The 23004-nt window shown below is 73.1% G+C and carries 21 protein-coding genes and 1 pseudogene; 13 read left to right on the top strand and 9 right to left on the bottom strand.

Translation table 11 applies throughout. The annotated features are described in order from the left end of the window. Positions 1-203 precede the first annotated feature (203 nt). Positions 204-914 carry an alpha/beta fold hydrolase gene (locus ACQP0T_RS14120; protein ID WP_433868475.1) on the top strand — a complete coding sequence of 237 codons (711 nt, stop codon included), beginning with the start codon at positions 204-206 and terminating at the stop codon, positions 912-914. Between the two features lie 78 nt (positions 915-992). Here ACQP0T_RS14120 and ACQP0T_RS14115 read toward each other — a convergent pair whose 3' ends face one another. Further along, positions 993-1196 (bottom strand): cold-shock protein, encoded by a 204-nt coding sequence (locus ACQP0T_RS14115; protein WP_345366276.1) that lies wholly within the window; start codon positions 1194-1196, stop codon positions 993-995. Between the two features lie 196 nt (positions 1197-1392). Continuing rightward, positions 1393-2133 (bottom strand): 3-keto-5-aminohexanoate cleavage protein, encoded by a 741-nt coding sequence (locus ACQP0T_RS14110; RefSeq protein ID WP_433868474.1) that lies wholly within the window; start codon positions 2131-2133, stop codon positions 1393-1395. A gap of 159 nt (positions 2134-2292) precedes the next feature. On the opposite strand from ACQP0T_RS14110, the gene ACQP0T_RS14105 reads away from it, so the two are divergent. Next, positions 2293-2859 carry a hypothetical protein gene (locus ACQP0T_RS14105; RefSeq protein ID WP_433868473.1) on the top strand — a complete coding sequence of 189 codons (567 nt, stop codon included), beginning with the start codon at positions 2293-2295 and terminating at the stop codon, positions 2857-2859. A gap of 41 nt (positions 2860-2900) precedes the next feature. On the opposite strand, the gene trpS is transcribed toward ACQP0T_RS14105, so the two are convergent. After that, positions 2901-3938 (bottom strand): tryptophan--tRNA ligase, encoded by a 1038-nt coding sequence (trpS, locus tag ACQP0T_RS14100; protein WP_433868471.1) that lies wholly within the window; start codon positions 3936-3938, stop codon positions 2901-2903. 191 nt (positions 3939-4129) lie between these two features. Continuing rightward, positions 4130-4861, bottom strand: coding sequence for a GNAT family N-acetyltransferase (locus tag ACQP0T_RS14095; protein WP_433873718.1), 732 nt, complete (start codon positions 4859-4861; stop codon positions 4130-4132). Positions 4862-5247: 386 nt separating this feature from the next. On the opposite strand from ACQP0T_RS14095, the gene ACQP0T_RS14090 reads away from it, so the two are divergent. Next, a complete protein-coding gene (locus tag ACQP0T_RS14090; protein ID WP_345366288.1) occupies positions 5248-6234 on the top strand; it encodes a malate dehydrogenase in 987 nt (328 codons plus the stop codon). Positions 6235-6329: 95 nt separating this feature from the next. Then, a complete protein-coding gene (locus tag ACQP0T_RS14085; RefSeq protein ID WP_433868470.1) occupies positions 6330-6812 on the top strand; it encodes a hypothetical protein in 483 nt (160 codons plus the stop codon). Positions 6813-6836: 24 nt separating this feature from the next. Here ACQP0T_RS14085 and ACQP0T_RS14080 read toward each other — a convergent pair whose 3' ends face one another. After that, complete coding sequence (locus ACQP0T_RS14080) at positions 6837-7946, bottom strand: hypothetical protein (protein ID WP_433868468.1); 1110 nt, start codon at positions 7944-7946, stop codon at positions 6837-6839. A gap of 140 nt (positions 7947-8086) precedes the next feature. Here ACQP0T_RS14080 and ACQP0T_RS14075 point away from each other — a divergent pair, with 140 nt between their 5' ends. Continuing rightward, positions 8087-9199, top strand: a complete 1113-nt coding sequence (locus tag ACQP0T_RS14075; protein ID WP_433868467.1) for a peptidoglycan recognition protein family protein — start codon at positions 8087-8089, stop codon at positions 9197-9199. Here ACQP0T_RS14075 and ACQP0T_RS14070 read toward each other — a convergent pair. Continuing rightward, complete coding sequence (locus ACQP0T_RS14070; protein WP_433868466.1) at positions 9177-12161, bottom strand: alpha-mannosidase; 2985 nt, start codon at positions 12159-12161, stop codon at positions 9177-9179. The two genes, ACQP0T_RS14075 and ACQP0T_RS14070, sit on opposite strands and share 23 nt — an antisense overlap. A 158-nt stretch (positions 12162-12319) precedes the next feature. On the opposite strand from ACQP0T_RS14070, the gene ACQP0T_RS14065 reads away from it, so the two are divergent. Beyond that, entirely contained in the window at positions 12320-12580 is a 261-nt protein-coding gene (locus ACQP0T_RS14065) for a Prokaryotic metallothionein (RefSeq protein ID WP_433868465.1), read from the top strand. A gap of 423 nt (positions 12581-13003) precedes the next feature. Here ACQP0T_RS14065 and ACQP0T_RS14060 read toward each other — a convergent pair whose 3' ends face one another. Both ACQP0T_RS14060 and ACQP0T_RS14055 read right to left on the bottom strand, forming a co-directional pair. Then, positions 13004-13531, bottom strand: coding sequence for a gamma carbonic anhydrase family protein (locus tag ACQP0T_RS14060; RefSeq protein ID WP_433868464.1), 528 nt, complete (start codon positions 13529-13531; stop codon positions 13004-13006). Then, positions 13528-14280 (bottom strand): GntR family transcriptional regulator, encoded by a 753-nt coding sequence (locus ACQP0T_RS14055; protein ID WP_345366300.1) that lies wholly within the window; start codon positions 14278-14280, stop codon positions 13528-13530. Before ACQP0T_RS14055 ends, ACQP0T_RS14060 begins: the two co-directional genes overlap by 4 nt. Positions 14281-14464: 184 nt before the next feature. Here ACQP0T_RS14055 and ACQP0T_RS14050 point away from each other — a divergent pair, with 184 nt between their 5' ends. The 7 genes from ACQP0T_RS14050 (at position 14465) to ACQP0T_RS14020 (ending at position 21128) form a co-directional block, all read left to right on the top strand. Beyond that, positions 14465-15667, top strand: coding sequence for a CaiB/BaiF CoA transferase family protein (locus ACQP0T_RS14050; RefSeq protein ID WP_433873561.1), 1203 nt, complete (start codon positions 14465-14467; stop codon positions 15665-15667). Positions 15668-15698: 31 nt separating this feature from the next. Next, positions 15699-16664 (top strand): tripartite tricarboxylate transporter substrate binding protein, encoded by a 966-nt coding sequence (locus ACQP0T_RS14045; RefSeq protein WP_433873560.1) that lies wholly within the window; start codon positions 15699-15701, stop codon positions 16662-16664. Next, positions 16661-17161: a tripartite tricarboxylate transporter TctB family protein gene (locus ACQP0T_RS14040; protein WP_433873558.1), complete on the top strand. Its 501-nt coding sequence runs from the start codon at positions 16661-16663 to the stop codon at positions 17159-17161. Before ACQP0T_RS14045 ends, ACQP0T_RS14040 begins: the two co-directional genes overlap by 4 nt. Positions 17162-17174: 13 nt before the next feature. After that, a complete protein-coding gene (locus tag ACQP0T_RS14035; RefSeq protein WP_433873557.1) occupies positions 17175-18671 on the top strand; it encodes a tripartite tricarboxylate transporter permease in 1497 nt (498 codons plus the stop codon). Further along, positions 18664-19437 carry an enoyl-CoA hydratase/isomerase family protein gene (locus ACQP0T_RS14030; RefSeq protein ID WP_433873556.1) on the top strand — a complete coding sequence of 258 codons (774 nt, stop codon included), beginning with the start codon at positions 18664-18666 and terminating at the stop codon, positions 19435-19437. The genes ACQP0T_RS14035 and ACQP0T_RS14030 overlap by 8 nt, the downstream gene beginning before the upstream one ends. A gap of 265 nt (positions 19438-19702) precedes the next feature. Then, on the top strand, positions 19703-20098 hold the full coding sequence (locus tag ACQP0T_RS14025) for a MerR family transcriptional regulator (protein WP_433873555.1): 396 nt from the start codon (positions 19703-19705) through the stop codon (positions 20096-20098). Positions 20099-20204: 106 nt separating this feature from the next. After that, positions 20205-21128 (top strand): NADP-dependent oxidoreductase, encoded by a 924-nt coding sequence (locus ACQP0T_RS14020; RefSeq protein WP_433873553.1) that lies wholly within the window; start codon positions 20205-20207, stop codon positions 21126-21128. A gap of 597 nt (positions 21129-21725) precedes the next feature. Here the strand turns inward: ACQP0T_RS14020 and ACQP0T_RS14015 are convergent. Then, positions 21726-22979, bottom strand: a pseudogene (locus ACQP0T_RS14015) (amidohydrolase); the annotation flags it as partial. Between the last annotated feature and the right edge of the window lie 25 nt (positions 22980-23004).

Below are 23004 nucleotides of genomic sequence, written 5' to 3'. Positions count from 1 at the left end.
GCCGTCCGGTGCCCGCCGGGGGTCACTCCCCTGTACCGGGCGATCCGCACCGCTGATCACGGTTCCCCTCCCCCTCATCGGGGTGACCGCCGGCAGTGTCCCCGGAGCACTGGAGCGCGCCGCACCACTGCCCTCCCCCGGCCTGTTGCTCCGGGCGGGTGTCGGCCGTTCCGGCGTGCGCCGGTGGTTCTTAGGGTGTCCGCATGGCGGCGACGGTGGTGTTGGTGCACGGCGGATTTCTGGGCCCCTGGTCCTGGCGGGACGTGGTGGTGGCGTTGGCGCGGGCCGGGGTGCGGTCGGTCCCGGTGGAGCTGCCGAGCGGGATGGGCGGTTCGGGTGCGGCGGGTGATCTGCACGACGACGCCGACCGGGTGCGGGAGGTGCTGGACGAGGTGCCCGGTCCGGTGGTGCTGTGCGGGCATTCCTACGGCGGGGCGGTGATCAGTGAGGCGGCCGCCGGGCCGCATCCGCGGGTGCGGCGGTTGGTGTACGTGGCGGCGGCGGTGCCGGACGTGGGTGAGAGCGTGGCGGATCTGGCGCCGGTGGCACCGTCGGCCGGGGTGGCCGAGGCGGTGCGGGTGCGGGCGGACGGGCTGCTGGAGCTCACGGCGGAATCGGCGCGGGAGGCGTTGTTCCACGACGTGGCGCCGGAGCGGGCGGCGGAGGCGATCGGGTTGCTGCGGCCGAACAACCCGGCGACCGGGACGCAGGCGGTGCGGGGTGCGGCATGGCGGGAGGTGCCGATGACGTTCGTGCGCGGTGCGGCGGACCGGATGCCGGAGCTGGTGTCGTCGGGGGTCCGCTGGGGTGACGTGGAGTCGGTGGTGGTGCCCGGCGGGCATTGTCCGCAGTGGAGCAGGCCGGGGATGGTCGGTGAGCTGCTGGCGGAGTCGGCGGGCTGTCCGGGGCGGTGACGACGGTGCCCCCTCCCGCCGGGGCGGGAGGGGGCACCGCGAAGTCCGTTCACGGCCGTGGCCGGCCGGGACGGGGACTCAGAGGGCGCGCACGCCGGAGGCCTGCGGTCCCTTCGGGCCCTGGGTGACTTCGTAGGTCACCGCCTGGTTCTCGTCGAGGGTGCGGAAGCCGCTCGCGTCGATGGCCGAGTAGTGGACGAAGACGTCCGGTCCGCCGTCGTTCGGCGCGATGAAGCCGAAGCCCTTCTCGGAGTTGAACCACTTCACGGTGCCCTCTGCCATACCTGTCTCCTACTTGAACTGGATTTTGACGAACCACCACACTTCGTGGCGCCCGGGCCTTCAGACAACGGCTTCTCCAGCAGAACCAAAGACAGCAACATGTCCGCGCGACATCCTGCGAGCATGCACAGACACGATCCCAGAAAGGCTTACGACCCGCGTTCACGCTACCACGTGTCGGGGGTCGGCGCGCGGATCAACCGGAAGGCGTCGGCGTGTCGGGCCGGCGGCGGTGGTGCGGCGCGAGCGCGGCGGTGACCAGCGCGGCGGTGTCGTCGGCGATGCGGCCGTCGGGCAGGACGAGGGTGTCCTCCAGGCCGATGCGCGCCGGTCCCCCGCCGCGCCGGGCGAGGGCGAGGACGGTCCAGGCGCCGGGGCCGGTGCCGTGCAGCAGGACGGGGGCGGTGAGCGGGCGGAGCCGGTCGCGCAGGGCCGCGGCGGTGGTGGTGGCTCCGCCGGTCGGGTCGGTCACGCGGGCCACGACGCGGGTGATGCGGTCGCGCAGCGGGCTGCGCAGGAGGGCGTCGTGGGCGTCGGTGCCGGAGGGCACGACGGCGTGCACGGCGATGCCGCGGCGCAGCAGGGCGTCGGTGACGTCGGCGGCGCCGGGTTCGTGCCAGTCGACGGTGGCGTGGTCGGGCAGCGCGGTCCAGGCGCGCAGCGCGCGGATGCGGGCGGCGGCGTCGGGGGTGCTCCAGGTGCTGGTGGTGATGCCGACGGGGGTGCGGGGCACGGCGGCGCGGACGGTGCGCAGGGCGGCGGCGACCAGGTGGGGGTCGAGGCTGTCGGTGCCGTCGTGGGCTTTGGGGTGCAGGTGGATCTCGTCGGCGCCCGCGGTGACCGCGTCGGCGGCGGCTCGGGCGAGTTGTTCGGGACGTACGGGGAGCTGGTAGTGCTCGCGGGGCGAGCGGGCGCCGTTGAGGCAGGCCTGCAGCATGCCCCGATTGTCGCGTGCGGGGCGTCGGGGGTGCTAGCCGCGGTGGCCGGTGGTGATCAGGTGGTGACCATCGGAGGCCCGGTGGGTGGCGCCGCTCCCCCGTCGCGGCGCGGGTCGGTGGCTCCGCGGGCGGCCGTCCGGGGGCCGTAGCGTGGTGGGGTGCTGCTGAGCGGTCGGGTGTTGCGGGACGTGGTGGCGGGTCGGATCACGGTGCTGTTCCGGCGGTGGGCCAGTCCGCAGGCGCGTCCGGGTGCGCGGGTGGAGACGCCGGAGGGCGTGGTGGGTGTCGGTGCGGTGACGCGGGTGGATCCGGCGGCGATCGGTGAGGAGGAGGCCCGCCGGGCGGGGTTTTCGGGGGCTGCGGGGTTGCGGTCGTCGTTGGCGCGGCACGGGAGCGGGCCGGTGTACCGGGTGGAGGTGGCGTACCTGGGGCCGGTGGCGGCGGAGGCGGAGCCGGTGGTGCTGTCGCGGGGTGAGCGGGCGGAGCTGGATCGCCGGTTGGCCCGGTGGGACGTGTCGGCGCCGCGGGGTCCGTGGACGCGGGTGCTGCTGGGGGCGTTGGTGGGCCGGGCGGGGGTGCGTCCCGCGGAGCTGGCCGGGGAGCTGGGGCGGCCGGTGTCGCGGGTGAAGTCGGATCTGTGGCGGTTGCGGGAGCTGGGGCTGGTGGAGCCGGTGGCCGGTGGGGTGCGGTTGTCGGCGCGCGGGTCGGGCTACCTGGGCGGGTGAGGGTCCGGCACCGCGGGTCGGTGCCGGACCTGGGGCGGGGGTCAGTAGCGGGTGCCCATGGCGGTGCGGACCTGGTCGAGGGTGCTCTCGGCGTGGTCGCGGGCGCGGGCGTTGCCTTCGCGCAGGAGGCGCCGGAGGTGGGTGCGGTCCTGGGCGAGTTCGGCGCGGCGGGCGCGCAGCGGTGCCAGGTGGGTGTTGACGGCGTCGGTGACGGTGTTCTTGAGGGCGGCGGCGCCCGCGGAGCCGAGGTCTTCGGCGATGCGGTGCGGGTCCTGGCCGGTGCAGAGGGAGGCCAGCAGGAGCAGGCTGGCGATCTCGGGGCGGGTGTCGGGTTCGTAGGTGATGTGGCGTTGGGAGTCGGTGGTGGCGCCGCGCAGCAGCCGGGCGGTGCGGTCGGGGGTGTCGGCGAGGTGGATGGCGTTGCCGCGGCTCTTGCTCATCTTGGTGCCGTCGGTGCCCAGCACGAGGGGTGCCGGGGACAGCAGCGCTTCGGGTTCGGTGAACACGGGTGCGTAGCGGTCGTTGAAGCGGCGGGCGAGGGTGCGGGTGAGTTCGAGGTGCGGGAGCTGGTCCTGGCCGACGGGGACGACGTTGGCGCCGCAGAAGAGGATGTCGGCGGCTTGGTGGACGGGGTAGGTGAGCATGAGGCCGTTGACGGAGGCTTGGCGGGAGTGGGTGATCTCGTCCTTGACGGTGGGGTTGCGGTGCAGTTCGGGCAGTGAGACCAGGCTCAGCAGCGGCAGCATGAGCTGGTTGAGGGCGGGCACGGCGCTGTGGGTGAACGGGGTGCAGCGTTCGAGGTCGAGGCCGGCGGCGTAGTAGTCGAGGAGGAGTTCTTCGACGTGCTCGTCGAGGTGTTCGGCGGTGTCGCGGTCGGTGATCACCTGGTAGTCGGCGATGACGAGGTGCAGCGGGACGCCGAGGCGTTGCAGCCGGACGCGGTTGTGCAGGGTGCCGAAGTAGTGGCCGAGGTGCAGTCGTCCGGTGGGCCGGTCGCCGGTGAGCACCCGGAACCGGTCGGGGTGGGCGCGGAGCCGGGTGTCGAGGTCGGCGCTGCGCTGCTGGGCGGTGGTGGTCATGGTGTCGTCTCCCGTGGTCCGGTGGTGGCCGGGCGGTGCGGTGGACGGCACCGGGGTGTCCGGGAGGACGAGGGACGGGCCGTCCGTGTCGAACGGCCCGCGGTGGTGGGTGCGCGTGGGTGGGTGGCCGCTCCTAGGGGGAGCGCCACCAGGCCTGCTGCGCGCACGTCATGGTGGGCAGTGTAGCGGGGTCAGGGCACGGCGAGGGTCATGGTGGTGTCGACGACGGTGAACCCGAGGCGTTCGTAGAGGCGTTGGGCGGGGTTGCCCGCGGTGACGGCGAGGCCGGCTTGGGGGTGGCCGTCGGCGGCGAGGTGGGCCAGGGCGCGGCGCAGCAGCAGGCCGCCGAGGCCGGGGTGGTCGGGGTCGCGGAACAGCTCCCCACCCACGGCAGGCCGCCGCGGTCGTTGATGACGATGCCGGCGATGACGTCGTCGCGGGCGTCGACGACCAGGGCGCTGCTGTCGAGGACGGTGCCGAGGACGACGCCGGAGAGCAGGGGGCGGAGCACGTCGGTGAGGGCGCGTTGGTCGTCGCCGTCGGCGCCGTCGGGGTGGCCGGGTGGGAAGGCCCGTTGCCAGGCGGGCAGCAGCGCGGTGGCGTCGCGGTCGCAGGGCACCACGTGCCGGGGTGGTGCGGGGTGTTCGCGGGCCCAGTCGGCTGGTGGTGGCGGGGTGGCGAGGTCGCGGCGCATCTCGTGGGCGTGGCGCTTGAGCTCGGCGCCGTGGGCGATGAGGGTGCGGGCCAGGTCGACGGGGGCGAGCAGGTCCCGGCCGGCCAGGTGGGTGCGCAGGGCGTGCAGCGGGTCGGGGCCGTGGACGTCGACGAGTCGGATCCGCTGCTCGTACCCGGGGGTGTCCACGTAGGTCACCGTGGTGGAGTCGACCACCACCTGTTTGCGCCGCAACACCCCGCGATCCCATCGCGATGGTGCCTCGTGGCGCAAGCGGTTCGGCGGGACCGGTGCCGGGTGGGGTGGCCGGGTGGGGGGTCGCCGCACTTCAGCGGGGTGGTGGGGTGGTGCTGAGAGGTCGGTCGCAGTCCCGGGCGGGGAATTCGGTGGGCGGCGGGACGGGGTGCTGCGATCATGGCTGGTGGGCCTGGTGGCGGGGCTCGTGTCCGCCGCCGGGGGGCGGTGAGCGTGGGCCTCGGGTGCTGGGGGTGGGGGTGCTCTCCCCTGCCGGGTGCGTGGCTGAATCGGTCCGGGGGGTGGTCCACTGTGATCCGTGGCGGGTCCGCAACGCCACCGCACCGGCGGGGATAGAGTCCCGGGCAGGCATTCACCCGGCGAGCAGGAGAACGAAATCCCATGACGCAAGCTCCCGTCACCGTGACCGTCACCGGTGCGGCCGGTCAGATCGGCTACGCGCTGCTGTTCCGGATCGCCTCCGGTCAGCTCATCGGGCCCGACACCCCGATCAAGCTCCGCTTGCTGGAGATCCCGCAGGCCGTGAAGGCCGCGGAGGGCACCGCGATGGAGCTCGACGACTGCGCGTTCCCGCTGCTGCGGAGCATCGACATCACCGATGACGCCGGGGTGGCCTTCGACGGCACCAACGTCGGTCTGCTCGTCGGTGCGCGGCCCCGTTCGCAGGGCATGGAGCGCGGTGACCTGCTGCAGGCCAACGGGGGCATCTTCAAGCCGCAGGGCGAGGCGATCAACGCCGGCGCCGCCGAGGACGTGCGGGTGCTGGTGGTGGGCAACCCGGCCAACACCAACGCGCTGATCGCTCAGTCCCACGCCCCGGACGTGCCGGCGGAGCGGTTCACCGCGATGACCCGGTTGGACCACAACCGGGCGTTGACGCAGCTCGCGCAGAAGTTGGGGACGTCGGTCACCGACATCAGCAAGCTCACGATCTGGGGCAACCACTCGGCGACCCAGTACCCGGACCTGTTCCACGCCGAGGTCGGCGGGAAGGTCGCCGCCGAGCAGGTGGAGCGGTCCTGGCTGGCCGACGAGTTCATCCCGACGGTGGCCAAGCGCGGTGCGGCGATCATCGAGGCCCGCGGGGCGTCGTCGGCGGCGTCGGCGGCCAACGCCGCGATCGACCACGTGCACACCTGGGTGAACGGGACGCCGGAGGGTGACTGGACTTCGGCGGGTGTGGTGTCCGACGGTTCCTACGGGGTGCCGGAGGGTCTGATCTCGTCGTTCCCGGTGACCGCCCGCGACGGCAGGTTCGAGATCGTGCAGGGCTTGGAGATCGACGAGTTCTCCCGGGAGCGCATCGACGCTTCGGTGCGGGAGCTCACCGAGGAGCGCGACGCGGTCCGCGAGCTCGGCTTGATCTGAGGCGTGGCTCGTCCCGGGCCCGCACCGCCGCGCGCGGTGCGGGCCCGGGTGCGTCCGGGGGCGGCGCGGCGGCCGCGGGACCTACGGTGGGGCGCATGGGTGCGGGTCGCAGCAGCGGTGAGTCCCACGTCCGGCGCAGCGCCCACGTGGGGTTGCAGACCGCCGTCATCGACAACAGCGCGGCGTTCGGGTTCTCGATCATGATCACCTCGTCCTACGGTGCGCTGAACCAGCTGGTGGGGTCGCCGTCGCTGGCCGACATCGTCGGGTTCGCGATGTCGGCCGCCGCGGCGTTCACGCTGCTGCAGGCCGTGACCACCCGCGGGTTCCGGCGGCGGCTGGGGGCCGCGCCGCGGGCGGTGGTGCTGCTGGGCACGGCGTTCGACATCGTGTCGGTCGCGTTGGGCCTGGGCATGGCCGTGGTCGTCGCCCTGACGGTCCCCCGGGGTGCGGCGTGGCCGGTGGGGGCGTTGCTGGCGGTCCTGGTGTTCGCGCTGAGCCAGGCCGTCGAGTTGATGATCGCCGCCCGGCTGGAGCGGCTGCGCGGCGAGCCCGGGGCGGAGGACCCGGACAGCTGATCGGGCCGCCGCCCGCGGGTGCTCCTACGGGGACGCCGGTTTCGGGTCGCCGTGGTCGGTGGTGCGGGTGGCGCGGAGCTGGTCGGTGAGGACGTCGAGCTGGGCTTCGGCGCGCTCGGCGCGGGCGCGGCTCTGCTCGCGGGCGTCGTCGACGGCGGCCAGCCGCGCGGCGGCGGTGTCGCGTTCCTCCCGCAACCGCTGCTGGTGTTCGGTGCGGAGCCGGTCGAGTTCGGCGGTGTGCTCGCGGCGCAGCGCGGCGAGTTCCTCGCGGGCGGCGGTGGTGTCCTGGCGGGCCTGGTGCAGCGCGGTTTTGGTTTCGGTGAGCTGCTGCTGGGCGGTCTCGGCGGTGTGCTCGGCGCGGGCGGCGCGCCGGTCGGCCTCGTCGCGGGCGGCGGTGTGCTCGGCGATGCGCTGCTGGGCGTCCTGTTCGGCCGCGGTGGCCCGTTCGGCGGCGGCGTCGGCGGCGCGCTGGGCTTCGGCGCGGGCGGTGTCGATGCGCTGCTGGGCGTCGCGGTGCGCGGCGGCGATGGCGACGTCGGCTTCGTTGCGGGCGGCGTGGACGTCTTCGGTGGCCTGCTGCTGGGCGTGGTCGGCGCGGGTGAGCGCTTCGTCGCGTTGGGTGCGGGCCTGGTCGGCGTCGCGGGTGGCGTCCTCGGCGGCCGCGGCGGCGTCGTCTGCGGCGGCGACCGCGTCGGCGGCGGTCTGCTCGGCGCGGCGGCGGTGCTGCTGGGCGGTGGCCAGGGCTTGTTCGGCTTGGGCGACGCGGTGGGCGGCTTCGGCGTGGGCGGCCTGCACCTGGGCTTCGGCGGCGCTGGGGTCGGCGATGGCGCCGAGTTCGTCGATGGCGGCGCGCAGGGTGCGGGCGAGCTGGTCGCTCAGCGACCGGTACTGGCGCAGCAGGTCGTCGGCGCGGACGCGGGCGCCGTCGAGGTCGGTGGCGGGGAGGACGGGGTCGGGCTGCTGGTCCTGTTCGGCGTGCAGCCGCTGGCGTTCCTTCCAGGCCCGCCACCGGGTGTGCTCGGGCAGGTCGCAGTACTCCGGGGGCCGCCCGGGGCCGCTGTGGCGCGGTACCGGGCGGGTGCATCCGGGGAACTTGCAGGTCGTGCCCGTCGGTTCCCCGGCTGGTTCGGTCATGGCGGGGACCGTACCAAGTGGACCGGGCCCGGGAGGTGATCGTCCTGGGTGGCGGGTTGTCGCCAGGGGGTCGGTCCACGGGGGCGCGGCGGGGCACGCTCGGGGCCCCTTCCCCACCCCGACATCCCGGAGGAGTCGTCATGGTCCTCGGTCCGAGGATGGCCCGCCGCACGCTGCTGGCCGCGGGTCTGGCCGTCACCGCCGTCGGCGCGGCCGCAGCGCCCGCCGCCGCGTCCGTCCCGCGCCGTCTCGCCGCGCCCGACATCGCCGGCACCGGTGACTGGGAGGCGCGGGATCCACGCGGCAGCATCGACGTGCGCGGCACCGCACCCGACAAGATCATCGTGCACCACACGGCCACGGAGAACGCGCAGGACACCTCGCGGGCCCACGCGTTCGCCCTGTCCCGGAGCATCCAGGACTACCACATGGACGGCAACGGGTGGATCGACACGGGCCAGAACTTCACCAACAGCCGCGGCGGGCACCTCACCGAGGGCAGGCACCAGAGCCTGGCGGCGCTGCGCTCGGGGTCCGAGCACGTCGTCGGGGCGCACGCGGGGGCGCAGAACGCGGTGTCGATGGGCATCGAGAACGAGGGCACCTACACCGGCGCCGAGGTGCCTGCCGCGCTGTGGGAGTCGCTGGTGGCGCTGTGCGCCTACGCGGTGGCGCAGTACGGCATCGCGGCCGGGGCGATCTACGGGCATCGCGACTACATGGCCACCGAGTGCCCCGGGGAGGTGCTCTACGGGCGGTTGGGCGAGTTGCGGGAGGCCGTCGGCGCGGCCACCGGGGCCGCGGTGGTGCACCCGGTGACGTGGCCGCTGCTGCGGCCGGGGGCGTCGGGGCCGGTGGTGGTGGCGTTGCAGCGCCTGTTGCGGGCGCGGGGGCACGAGGTGGCCGTCGACGGCGTGTTCGGTGGCGCGACGCGGCGCGCCGCCGCGGGTCTGGCGGTGCCCGCCGAGGCCTGCTACGCCGCGCCGGTGGCCGAGGCGGGGCTGTTCGGCGGGACGGCGTGGGCGCGGCTGGCTCCGGAGCTGGCCGCCGGGGACGGTGGTGAGGCGGTGCGGGCCGCGCAGGTGCTGCTGACCGCGCGGGGGGCCGCGGTGGCGGCTGACGGCCGGTTCGGTTCCCGGACGGTGGCGGCGGTCCGGGATTTCCAGGCGGCGCGCGGGCTGGCGGTGCGCGGCGCGGTGGACGGGGTGACGTGGCGGCACCTGCTGGGGGTCAGCGGCGCACCCGCACGGTGAGGATCTGGAACGGCCGCAGGTCCAGGTCGAGGGTGCCCGGGCAGTGCCGCGGTGGGTCCAGGGGGCGTTCCAGCAGGTCGGTGGTGGTGACGGTGGCGGGCCCGTCGAGGGTGAGGGTGGTGCGGGCGCGGGTGCCGCGGGATTCGTAGAGGCGCAGCACGAGGTCACCGCTGCGGTCGTCGGCGAGTTTCACGGCTTCGACGACCACGGCGTCGTTGTCGACGGCGACCAGCGGGGCGACGTCGTGCCCACCGGTGCGGCGGCGCGGCGGCAGGTTGATCCGGTAGCCCTCCCGCACCGCCGCGGCGATGCCGGCGCCGACCACGAGTCGGTAGCGCAGGTGGTGGGGGCCGTGGTCGGTGTCGGGGTCGGGGAAGCGGGGGGCGCGCAGCAGCGACAGCCGCACGGTGGTGGTGGTGCCCCCGCCGGGGCGGGTGTCGCGGGTGACGTCGTGGCCGTAGGTGGAGTCGTTGACCAGGGCGTGGCCGTAGCCGGGTTCGCCGACGTGCAGCCAGCGGTGCGCGCAGATCTCGAACTTCGCCGCTTCCCACGAGGTGTTGGTGTGGGTGGGGCGGAAGACGTGGCCGAACTGTGTTTCGGCGGCGCTGCGGTCGGCGTGCACGTCCAGCGGGAACGCGGCTTTGAGCAGCGCTTCGGTTTCGTGCCAGTCGACGTCGGTGTCGATGTCGAGGTGGCGGGCGCCGGGCGGCAGGCTGAGGCGCTGGCGGATGCGGGAGCGCCCGGTGGCGCGGTGCACGTGGACGTCGGTGCCGTCGACGTACAGCGCGTCGAGGTCGGTGAGGTCGCGGACCTGGTGGCGGTAGAACCCGTCGATGTCCCAGGCGTCCCAGGCGTTGGGGTGGTCGGGGTGCAGTTGCAGCAGGTTGGCGGGGCCGGCGAGGGCTTCGCGGTCGGCGGTGAGGTCGTGCACCGAGGTGAGCAGTCCGCGGTGGTCGACCATGACCCGCAGCAGCCCGTTGTCCAGGACGATGGTGCCGTCGCGGCGTTCGGCGGTGGTCTGCGGGCGGGGGTCGGTGGCGGTGGCCGCGCCGAGGGCGGGGACGCCGTCGTGGGCGTGCGGGGTGGCGTTGAACGTCACGGTGCTGTCCCCGTCGCCGCACAGCCGCTGCTGCGCCCGGTCGATCAGCGCGGTGAGCGCGGTGGTGGTGCGGGCGTAGGCGGCTTCGGCGTCGCGGTGGACCCAGGCGATGGAGGAGCCGGGCAGGATGTCGTGGAACTGGTGCAGCAGCACGGTGCGCCACGCCTGCTCCAGTTCGTCGTGGGGGTAGTCGGCGCCGGTGCGCAGCGTGGCGGTGGCCGACCACAGCTCGGCTTCGCGCAGCAGGTGTTCGCAGCGCCGGTTGCCCTGCTTGGTGCGGGCCTGGGAGGTGTAGGTGCCGCGGTGCAGTTCGAGGTACAGCTCCCCGGACCACACCGCGGGGTTGCGGTGGTCGGCTTCGGCGGCGGTGAAGAACGCCGCGGGGCTTTCCAGCCGCACCCGCGGTGCGCCTTCGAGATCGGCGGTGCGGTGGGCGCGGGCCAGCATTTCGCGGGTGGGGCCGCCGCCGCCGTCGCCGTGGCCGAACGGGATCAGCGAGCGGGTGGCGTGGCCGTGTTCGGCGAAGTTGCGCTGGGCGTGGGCGAGTTCGGCGCCGGTGAGTTCGGCGTTGTAGGTGTCGGCGGGCGGGAAGTGGGTGAACACGCGGGTGCCGTCGATGCCTTCCCACCAGAAGGTGTGGTGCGGGAACCGGTTGGTCTGGTTCCAGGAGATCTTCTGGGTGAGGAACCAGCGGGATCCGGACAGCGCGACCAGTTGCGGTAGCGCGGCGCTGTAGCCGAAGGAGTCCGGTAGCCACACCTCCTGGGTGTCGATGCCGAACTCTTCCAGGTAGAAGCGCTTGCCGAAGGTGAACTGGCGGGCCATGGCCTCCCCGCCGGGCATGTTGGTGTCGGCTTCGACCCACATGCCGCCGACGGGCACGAACCGGCCTTCGGCGACGCGGGCGCGGACCCGTTCGAACAGCGCGGGGTGCTGGTCGCGCAGCCACGCGAGCTGCTGGGCCTGGCTCATGGCGAACACGAAGTCGGGGTCGGTGTCCATCAGGGCGCACACGTTGGCGGTGGTGCGGGCGACCTTGCGGACGGTTTCGCGCAGCGGCCACAGCCACGCCGAGTCGATGTGGGCGTGGCCGACGGCGGAGAGCACGTGGGCGCTGGGGTGGGCGGGGCGGGCCAGGGCGTCGGCGAGCGCGGTGCGGGCGTGGGCGGCGGTGCCGGCGATGTCGTGCAGGTCGAGCCGGTCGAGCATGCGTTCCAGGGCGCGCAGGATCTCATGGCGGCGCGGGTCGGTGCCGGGCAGTTCCCGCATGAGCTGGTCGAGGACTTCGGCGTCGTGCAGCAGGTCGCGGACCGTGGTGTCGACGACGGCGAGGTCGGCGCGGTGCAGCCGGTACAGCGGCCGGTCCCCGGCGGTGGCGGGGTCGCCCAGCGGGGTGGGTTGGAAGCCGCGGGGGCCGAGGATGAGGGGGTTGGCGGCGGCTTCGACGTACCAGGTGCGGGTCCGGGCACCGTCCTCGGTGGACACCGGCAGGTGGGTGTTGCGGGGGTGCAGTCCTTTGACGGGGCGGCCGTCGGGGGTGTGGGCGAGCCCTTCGCACTGGAAGCCGGGGCGGTCCTGGTCGAAGCCGAGGTCGACGATGGCTTCGACGGTGCGCCCGGCCCAGGAGGCGGGCAGTTCCGCGTGGATGCGGAACCAGCTGGTGCCCCACGGCGGGCCCCACGGTTCGCCGACCGCGGTGGGCCGGTAGTCGGCGCGCAGCGCCTCGGCGGCGGGGACGGGTTCGCCGGGGGCGTGCCACACGGCCACGTCGCACGGTGCGGTGTGGGGGTGCACGGCCGGGAGGAGCCGTTCGGCGAGCACGCGGTCGAGGCGGTCTTCGACGATGCGGCGGTCGTCGTGCATGTGCTCCCCCGGGTTCGGCGGCGTCGCGTCGCGATCATGCTGGCACAGCGGGGGTGGGTGGCGCGCCGCCGAACCGGGTGGTGGTGTCCGGTTGCCGGTCACCGGCGGTGGCCGCATCCTGTCGTGGTCAACGACCGGATCGGGGAGGCGGTGGGCCCGTGGGCACCTGCGACGTGTGCGGCAACGACTATTGGATGACCTTCGAGGTGCGCACCACCGGCGGTGGGGTGCACACGTTCGATTCGCTGGAGTGCGCGGCGCAGCGGTTGGCGCCGGTGTGCGAGCACTGCCAGTGCCGGGTGCTGGGGCACGGGGTGGAGGCGTCGGGGCGGTTCTTCTGCTGCGCGCACTGCGCCCGGATGGTCGGTGCGGTCACCGGCGACGAGCTGCGCGACGCGGTGGGTTCGCACCCGGGCTGACCCCGCGCGACCCACCCGCGACAAGGAGTTATCGATTCGTGATCAAACGCTTGAAACATCGCCCCCACCTGCGACGACATGGCGGGTGAGACATCCCCTTGTCGCCCAGGCGGGGCGTTGTCGGGGCAAGAGCACTTGACAACGCACAAGGTCGTGTCGACCACATCCCTTGAGCTGTAGTGGAGGACCCGCGATGGCAGGTCTGGTTCGTTGGCTGGGCAGCTTGGCGCGCGAGATGCAGCGGGCCCGCACGGTGATGCGGCACCCGCAGTCGAGCACCCTGACCTGGCACTGAGACTGAGCGGCGCCCGCACCGCGGGCACCGGCGACACACCGGTCCCGGCCCCTCTCGGTCCGGGACCCCGATGACCACCGGCGCGGTGGCCACCCGTCGAACGGGCGGCCACCGCGCCGTTCTCGTGCTCAGCCCGCCAGCGCCGCCCGGTGCTTGGCGGCGTTGGCCACGTACTTCTCGGCGGCCACCGCCAGTTCGGCGCGCTCCGGGTCGCGCAGCTCCCGCCGCACCTTCGCCGGGGTGCCCGCCACCAGCGACCCCGGCGGGATCTCGGTGCCCTCCAGCACCACCGCTCCCGCCGCGACCAGCGACCCGGCCCCGACGCGGCAGCCGTTGAGCAGCACCGCGCCCATCCCGATCAGCGCCCCGTCCTCCACGGTGCAGCCGTGCAGCACCGCCCGGTGCCCCACCGTGACCCCCTCGCCCACCGCGCACGGGAATCCGGGGTCGGCGTGCACCACGCACCCGTCCTGCACGTTGCTGCCCGCCCCGACGCTGATGTGCTCGGTGTCGCCGCGCAGCACCGCCCCGTACCAGACGCTGGCCCCCGCCCCCAGCCGGACGCGGCCGATCAGGGCGGCCCCCGGCGCCACGAACGCTCCCGGGTCCACCTGCGGGCTGAACCCGTCGATGGTCACGATCGGTCCTGCGCTCACCGCTGCTCCTCTCGCTGCCGGCGCAACCACTCCAGCGCCTCCTCGGTATGTCCGTCCACCTTGGTCTCGATGCCGTCCAGGAACGTCCGGTCGCCGTGGCGGGCCAGCTCCGCCAGCACCCGCGCCGGTTCCCCCTCCTCCACCAGCGCCAGCAGCCGCTCGTGGCGGGCGACGTCCTCGGTCAGCGTCTCGTCCTCCCGGGCCCGCCGGTTGAGCGCCATGCTCAGCATCAGCTGCAACTGCAACGACCGGTAGGCCTCCTCCAGCCGCTGGTGCCCGGACAGCCCCACCACCGACACGTGGAACTCGAACGAGCACTCCAGGTACGCCGACTGGTCCGCCGCCCCCGCGGCCTCGGCCATCCGGTGCAGCGCCGTGCGGCAGCGGCGCAACCGCTCCGGATCCCGCACCGGCACGCCCAACCGCACCGCCAGGCCCTCGAACTCCGCGCGCAACGTGCAGATCTCGTAGATGTCGTGCAGCGTCAACGGCGTCACGATCACGCCCTTGCGCGGCACCTGCCGCACCAGGCCCTCCCGCTCCAGCACCCGCAGCGCTTCCCGCAGCGGCGGCCTGCTGATGCCCAGCTCGTGGGTCAGCCGGTTCTCCACCACCCGCTGCCCGCACAGCAGATCCCCGCCCACGATCATCCGCCGCAACGCGTCGGCGGCCAACTGCACCAGCGACGGCGGCCCCACGATGCTCGGGGCCCGCGCCACCGGCGCGCTCAGTTCGTCCTCTCCGGTCACGGAAAGCAGTGTCCTTCCACAGCGGGCCGCACGAAGCGCCCGGGGGCACCGGCAACCGGGCGGCTGCTCCGCCCGGGGCAACCTTGGCACACCACCTTGCCACCGCGGAACTGCCTGCTGTAGACAAAAGTCCGGTGATGCCGATCACGGCGCACGGTACGCGACGACCGCTCTGGAGCCGCGCATGACCACCACCCCGCCCCCCGCCGCGCTGCACGGCGTGCGCGTGCTGGAGATCGGCGCCTTCATGGCCGCCCCCTTCGCCACCATGCAGCTCGCCGACCTCGGCGCCGACGTCATCAAGATCGAGAACCCGCACGGCGGCGACCCCGTCCGCCAGACCGGCCCGTTCCTCGACGAGCACAGCTCCCCGTTCATCCGGCTCAACCGCAACAAGCGGTCGGTGGCCCTGGACCTCAAGACCGAACGGGGCACCGCGCTGCTGCGCACCCTCCTGGACAGCGCCGACGTCCTGGTGGAGAACCTGCGGCCCGGCGCGCTGGCCGCCCTGGGCTTCGGCTACGACGCCCTGCGCACCACCCACCCCCGCCTCATCTACGTCTCCGCCTCCGGCTGGGGCCAGGACGGCCCGCTGGCCGCCCAACCCGGCCTGGACATCATGGCCCAGGCCCGCTCCGGGCTGATGAGCGTCACCGGCGCCCCCGACGGCGACCCCACCAAGATCGGCGTGCCCGTCTGCGACCTCGTGTGCGGCCTCTACGCCGCCACCGCCACCCTCGCCGCGCTGCGCGCCCGCGACACCACCGGCCACGGCCAGCACATCGACGTGTCCCTCCTCGAAGCCGGGGTGTCCCTGACCGTGTGGGAAGCCGGGACCTACCACGCCACCGGCGAAGCCGGCCGCAAGCACGGCTCGGCGCACCAGAACAGCGCCCCCTACCAAGCGCTGCGCTGCCGCGACGGGTGGGTCACCGCCGGGGCCACCACCACCAAGACCTGGCCCGCGTTCTGCCACGCCCTCGGCCTCACCGCCCTGCTCGACGACCCCCGCTACACCCACTCCTACGACCGCTACCAGCACCGCGACGACCTCATCCCGGCCATCGAAGCCGCCACCACCACCCGCACCACCAGCGAGGTCGTCGACCTGCTCGTGGCCGCCGGGGTGCCCTGCGCACCCATCGCCACCACCGATCAGGTCTACACCGACGACCACCTCACCGGCCGCGGCTACTTCTGGGACGCCCCGCACCCCGACCTGGGCACCGTGCGGCAACTGGGCTCCCCGATGCGGCTGTCGCACACCCCCGCCCGCCGCGACACCGCCGGCCCCGGCCTCGGCGCCCACACCCGCGACGTCCTCACCGAAGCCGGCCTCGGCAGCACCGAACTCGACGAGCTCCACGAAGCGGGCATCATCCGCTGACCCCACCGCGACGCCAGCTCGAGGAGGAGCGATGCGCGCGCACCGCACCGCACTGGCCGCGCTGACCACCGCGCTGGTGGCCACCGGCTGCGCCCCGGTCACCGCCGACGACGTCCAAGGCGGGCCGCGCCCGGTCGGGGAAGTGACGATGGTCGTGCCCTTCGGCGCCGGCGGCGGCAGCGACATCGCCGGGCGCGCCATGGCCGCCGGGCTCACCGCCGCCGACCCGACGCTGTCCATCACCGTCGACAACCGCGAAGGCGGCCAAGGCGCCGTCGGCTACTCCTACTTCCTCGGCAAACGCGGCTCCACCCACCACCTGCTGGCCACCGAGACGTCCCTGCTGTCGCTGCCCGCGGGCATCGACGTCGCCTTCTCCCACCGCGACTTCACCCCCATCGCCAAAGTCGGCGAGGACTACACGCTGCTGGTCGCCCGACCCGGCTCGCCGATCAGCAGCTGCGCCGACGCCGTCGAGCAGAGCAAGCGGCGCCGCGTCCTGGCGGGGATCTCCGGTGCCCTCGGCCCCGACGCGGTCGTGTTCACCCTGATGCAGCGCCGCGCGGGCGCCGACTTCGACCGCGTGCCCTACCAGTCCGGCAGCGAAACGATGGCCGCCGTCCTCGGCGGCCACGTCGAACTCGCCTCCCTCAACCCCAGCGAAGTCATCGGGCAACTGCGCTCCGGGCGGCTCACCGCGCTGTGCGCGTTCGCCCCGCAGCGCTACCACTACCCCGAACTCGCCCACATCCCCACCGCCGCCGAACAAGGAGTGCCGGTGTCCTTCGCCCAGTTCCGCGGCGTCATCGCCCCCGGCGGCCTCGATCCCCGCGCCCGCCAGTACTGGATCGACCTGGCCCGCCGCTACGCCGCCTCACCCGCCTACACCGACTACGTCGAATCCGAATACCTGCAACCCGTCACCGCCTTCGGCGACGAGTTCACCGCCTACCTGCGCGACAACCAGCGCCTGCTCGCCGACGTGGTGGGCCGGTGAGCACCCGCCGCCGCAGCACCGGCCCCCTCGTCCTGTTCAGCGGACTCGCCCTGCTCGGCGGCGCGTTCGCCACCACCGCCGTGCCCTACGGGGTGCTGGTCGACGACAACCGCATCGGCCCCGGCTTCCTGCCGCTGGTCGCCGGATCCTTGCTGGCGGTGTTCTCCCTGCTGCTGCTCGCCCGCGAACTCCGCACCCCCACCGCACCCGAACCCGACCCGCCCGGCGAGGACCGCGACGACGCCGGGCGCAGCGCCACCGAACGCCGCCGCATCCTGCGCCGCGTGTTCGGGCTGCTGCTGCTCACCCTGCTGGCCGTGCCCTACCTCGGCATGGTGCTGTCCTTCGGGCTGCTGGTGCTGGCCATCTCCACCTGGCTGGAACGCCGGCGGCTGCCGCAGGCCCTGCTGATGAGCGCCGCCACCGCCACCGCCATGCACCTGCTGTTCGCCGTCCTGCTCGACATCCCGCTGCCCACCGGCGTGCTCGGGTTCTGAGGAGGAGGCCCGCGTGATCGACAACCTGCTGCTCGGCGCCGCCACCGCCCTCACCCCCACCAACCTGCTGTGGTGCCTGCTCGGCGTCGTGCTGGGCACCGTCATCGGCCTGCTGCCCGGCCTCGGGTCCAGCACCGGCGTGGCCATCCTCATCCCGCTGACCCTCACCGTCGAACCCGTCACCGCGCTGATCATGCTCGCCGGCATCTACTACGGCTCCCAGTACGGCGGCACCATCACCTCCGTGCTGCTGTCCACCCCCGGTGAAGCCGCCAGCGTCGTCACCACCCTCGACGGCTACCAGATGGCCCGCCAAGGCCGGGCCGGCGCCGCCCTGGCCATCGCCGCCATCGGCTCCTTCGCCGCCGCACTGCTGTCCCTGCTGCTGCTGGCCGCCCTCGCCCCGCCCTTCGCCGCGTTCGCGCTGCGCTTCGGGCCCCCCGAGAACCTCGCCGTGATGGTGCTGGCCCTGGTCACCATGGTCATCCTCAGCACCGGGTCGAAACTGCGCGCCGCCGCCATGGCCTGCGTCGGGATCCTGCTGGCCTGCGTCGGCATCGACGCCGGGACCGGCGAAGCGCGCTACACCTTCGGCAGCATCAACCTGCTCTCCGGCCTGCCCTACATCGAAATCGTCATCGGCCTGTTCGCCGTCGGCGAGGTCCTGCACCAGATCCGCATCGGCGCCGCCCGCCCCATCCGCGCCCGCTTCCGCGACCTCGTCCTGCGCCGCCAAGACCTGCGCGACTCCACCGGCGCCATCGCCCGCGGCAGCACCATCGGGTTCCTCCTCGGCACCATGCCCGGCGCCGGCTCCACCCTCGCCTCGTTCCTCGCCTACGGCCTCGAAAAGCGCCTGTCCCGCAACGCCGACCAGTTCGGCCACGGCGCCATCCAAGGCGTCGCCGCCCCCGAGAGCGCCAACAACGCCGCCGCCAACGCCAACTTCATCCCCACCCTCACCCTCGGCATCCCCGGCGGCGCCACCACCGCCGTCCTGCTCGGCGCCATCACCGTCTACGGCCTGCAACCCGGACCGCTGCTGTTCACCGAACAACCCGCCCTGGTGTGGGGCCTGCTGGTGTCGTTCTTCATCGGCAACGTCATCCTGCTGGTGCTCAACCTGCCGCTGGCGCCGCTGTTCGCCCAACTGCTGCGCATCCCCTACGGCTACCTCTACCCGATCATCCTGGTCACCAGCTTCACCGGCGCCTACGCCATCGACAACAACACCTTCAGCGTCTGGCTGGTGTTCGTCTTCGGCCTCCTCGGCTACGGCATGAAACGCTTCGCGCTGCCGATGGCGCCGCTGGTCGTCGGCGTCGTCATCGGCGGGCTGTTCGAGAAGGCCCTCGTGCAGTCCTCCGCGCTGCTCGACGGCAACCTGTGGCTGCTGCTCACCCAACCCATCGCCGTCACCCTCCTCGCCCTGGCCGCCCTGCTGCTGGCCGGACCACCCCTGCTCACCCGACTCCGCACCCGCCGCCACGAGGAGGACAACCATGTCTGACGACCTGCTGGTCACCCGCCACGGCCCCGCCCTGCACGTCACCTTCAACCGCCCCGCCCAGCGCAACGCCATGACCTGGGCCATGTACGACGGGCTGCTCGCCGCCTGCGACACCGCCGAATCCGACCCCGACCTGCGCGTGGTCGTGCTGCGCGGCGCCGGGGACGACGCCTTCGTCGCCGGCACCGACATCGCCCAGTTCACCGACTTCACCGACGGCGACGACGGCGTCGCCTACGAACGCAAGATGGCCGCCATCCTCGACCGCCTCGAATCGGTCACCGTCCCCACCATCGCCGCCATCAACGGCTACTGCGTCGGCGCGGGCATCGCCCTGGCCGCCGTCTGCGACCTGCGCGTGGCCACCACCACCGCCCGCTTCGGCGTCCCCGTCGCCCGCACCCTCGGCAACTGCCTGTCCATGAACACCTACTCGCTGCTGGTGCACCACCTCGGGCCCGGCCGCGCCCTCGACATGCTGCTGCGCGCCCGGCTGCTGGGCGCCGACGAAGCCCACAGCGCCGGATTCGCCACCGAACTCTGCGACCCCGCCGAGCTCACCGGCACCGTCGACGACCTCGTCACCCGCCTCGCCGGGCACGCCCCGCTGACCATGTGGGCCGCCAAACAAGCCGTCCGCCGACTGCGCCTGGCCACCCTGCCCGACGGCGACGACCTCGTCCGCACCGTCTTCGACAGCCACGACTTCCACCACGGCGTCCGCAGCTTCCTCGACAAAACCCCACCCCAGTGGACCGGCCGCTGACCGGCGCACCTTCCCCGGGCGGACGACCCGTCGCCCACGAGGTGCAACACCGCCACCTCACCCGGGACGCCACGAACTGGTTCGTGCGCATGCCCGAGGACGCCCACCAGAACTTCGCCCCCCGACCAGGGGTCCCAGCAGTATCCGGGAAATTTCGGGCGGAAATGGCCTGACCAGCCGTCATCAGCCGGCGGCGCGGTGGTCGGAGAGGACATTGTGGACCGTGCCAACGGACAGCTTGGTGGCGCGGGCGTAGGCTCTCAGGATGCGGATCGGCGAGCTGTCCAAGCGCACGGGCGTGAGTCCGCGCTCACTGCGGTACTACGAAGAGCAGGGCCTGCTGACCAGCTCACGCTCCGACGCCGGGCAGCGTCACTATTCCGATGCCCAGGTCGAGCGCGTGTCGCTCATCCGACAGCTGTTCGACGCGGGTATGTCCAGCCGGGTGATCGCGACTGTGCTGCCGTGTGTGGACATCCCCGGTGACCTAGGCGTCGCCGAGGAGACGTTCACGGTGATGACGCGTGAGCGCGACCGGATCGACGCCGACATCGCGCACCTGATCGAAACCCGGGATGCACTCGACGTGCTGATCAAGGCCAACCGGCGGCACCGGGCGGAGCTGTCCACGGCCCCGGAACCGGTGACACGGCCGGCCTGATGCTGTGACCTGCACCTCAGCCGCTTGTCCCTTACATCGATGTCAGCGGTGAGGATGGCGACAGCACCCGGAACCACCGGGTCGGTCATCCGGGAGGCGGCAGAAAATGGGACAAGCGTGGGGTTTCGGCAGGTATGGCGGGCCGGAGGATCAGGAGTTCTTCGATCGTCCCGATCCCGTCCCCGATCGCGGCGAGGTGCTGATCCGGGTCGAGGTCGCCGGTGTGAACCCCCTCGACCACCTCCTGCGCTCGGGTCTGGTCCCCGGCCTCGACGGCGGGCGTCCGTTTCCCCGCGTGCTGGGCATGGAGGCAGCGGGAACCGTTCTCGCCCTGGGCGAGGACGTCGACGGGCTCGAGGTGGGCGATGCGGTCTTCGGCTTCGCACTCACCGGTGGCGGCACCTACGCCGAGACGACGGTGCTGTCCGCGCCGAACACCGCGCGCATCCCGACGGGCCTGTCCGCGACCGTCGCGGCAACGCTGCCGGTGGCCGGGTCGACCGCGGTGGACGCGCTCGACCAACTCGGCCTCCCAGCCGGTGCCACGGTCCTGATCAACGGAGTCGGCGGCGGGGTCGGCCTCGCCGTCGCCCGGCTGGCCATCGAGCGCGAGCTGCGGGTGATCGGCACCGGGAGTACCGCCAAGCGCGAGCACGCCGAAGCCATCGGGGTGCGGTTCATCGACTACGCCGCCGAGGACGTCGTCGCCGCGGCACGCGAGCTGGTTGCGGACGGCTTCGACGGGATCGTCGATCTGGTCGGAGGAACTTCGCTTCGGACGGTCGCCCCACTGGCCCGGGATCCCCGCAACGTCATCGCCGTGGGTGATATGTCTGTGCCCGATCTCGGTGGGCGTTTCGTCGAGCGTCGCCTCGACCGCGAGAACCTGGAGCGGTCCGCCCGGCTAGCCCTCGACGGAGTCCTCGCACCCATGATCACCGCAGTCCACCCGCTCTCCGACGCCCCGGCCGCCCTCGCCACCGTCGAGAACGGTCACACCTCGGGCAAGGTTGTCATCAAGGTGGCATGAGAGGCGTCGAGCTCCTTGAGGTCCAGCGTCGACGGAAGGCCCCCAAGTACTGCGCGGCCAGCCGAAGGTGCTCAGTGCGGGTCGGGTCTTCACCCGCCGGCCGTAGGACCGCAGCTCGACGGGGCGACACTGAACTGGTCGGTCGCTGGACCGGCGCCCGGGTCCGGCGCGGAACCGACCGCGCCCGACCCGGGCGCACCACGGCGCCGGGCTACTCCTTCGGGGGATGTTGGCCGGTGGCAGGTCCGGGCCGATGGGCGAGTACTTCTCCCGGGCCACGATCCGCGGCGGCGGCCAGGTGATGCCCCGCGGCGGCCAGGACTGCTGGGTGCGCTCCAGGAACCAGTCCGGCGGACGGTGCACCGGCGGCTGGTAGTCATCGGGCAGCATGCTGCGCCACCGCGTCCTCCTGGTGCGGGCGGCGTGCTCCTCCTTCAACCCCCGCAGCAGCTCCGGTTGGGTCAGCAGGTCCACGCTGACCGCGGCCAGGTAACGGGCCGCCGCCACCATCGCCACGTGCCCGGCGTGCGACCCGGTCGCCCCCGTGCGCAGCCACGAGTGGTTCTTCGTGCCGGTGGGGATACCGGCCGTACCCATCCGGATCGTCGGCACGTTCCAGCTGATGTCGGCCACGTCGGTGGACCCACCACCGGTGTACACCGACTCCGGCGGCTTCAGCTCCCCGATCGTGCCGTCGAAACCCGTCGGCTCCACCCCCACGCTCTCCTGCAGCCCCCGGCCGTAGCGCTGATCGGCTTCGGAGAACACCGGCGGCCCCACCTGCCGCATGTTGTCGTGCATCAACTCCGCACCCAGCTGCAACGGCACCATGTTCCACGCCGCCGCGGTGGTGCGGTGGCTCATCTGGGTCTGGGTGGCGATCGCAGCACCCCGAGCGCAATCGACGATCTTCTCCGACAGGATCCGCACCCGCTCAGGGCTGCCCTCCCGCACGAAGAACCAGATCCCCACCAGGGACGGGTTCACGTTCGGCACCGCCCCGCCATCGGGGATCGTGAAGTGCAGCCGCGCGGTGCCGTCCACGTGCTGCTCCCGGATCATGTCGCTGAGCAGCGCGGTGGCCCGGGCCGCGTTGAGCGCGCTCTTGTTGCCGATAGGACTGCCGCCGTGCCCGTTGGTGCCGGTGAAGTTGAACGCGATCGAGCGCAGCGCGTTCGACGAACTCCACGACGCGCTGTTGCCGCTCGCCGGATGCCAGTCGACGAACGCGTCCAGACCTGCGTACACCCCCCGCTTCACGGCGTAGGCCTTGCCCACCAGCTGCTCCTCGGCGGTGGAGCCGAAGAACTTCAGCGTGCCGTCCAGCCGGTGCCGCTTCATCGCGTGCGCCACCGCCACCGCAGCCCCCGCCGCCGCCGCGCCCAACGCCGAGTGGCCGCAGCCGTGCCCGTAGCCGTAATTGGGGGCGTACGGGTCGTCGTCGTACACCAGCGGATCGTGCTGGGTGGAATTCGGCTTCTGCGACAGCTGGGGCAGCGCGTCGTACTCACCGCTGAACCCGATCACCGGCTTGCCGGACCCGTTGCTGAAGGTCGCCACGAACGTGCTGGGCAGCCCACCGGCACCCCACTCGATGGTGAACCCGTGCTTGCGCAGGAACTCCGCCTCGGCCAGCGCGGAATTCCACTCCGCCAGCGACGGCTCGGCGTACTCCCAGATCCGGTCGTTGAGACCGACGATGTCCTGGTCGCCCCGGTCGATCCACCCCAACGCGGTCGCCTTGGCCGGGCTGTCCTTGGCCAACCCGGACGGCGCTTCGTAATCCACCGCGTCCGGGTCCTTGGTGGCCCCGGCCAAGCCCGTGGTGGCCGCCAGCGCCGGATCCGCCATCCCCGCGCCCACGCCCAGACCGGCG

Source organism: Saccharopolyspora sp. CA-218241 (assembly GCF_050954615.1).
Lineage (GTDB): Bacteria > Actinomycetota > Actinomycetes > Mycobacteriales > Pseudonocardiaceae > Saccharopolyspora > Saccharopolyspora cebuensis.
This window is presented reverse-complemented; position numbering and strand designations above follow the sequence as displayed.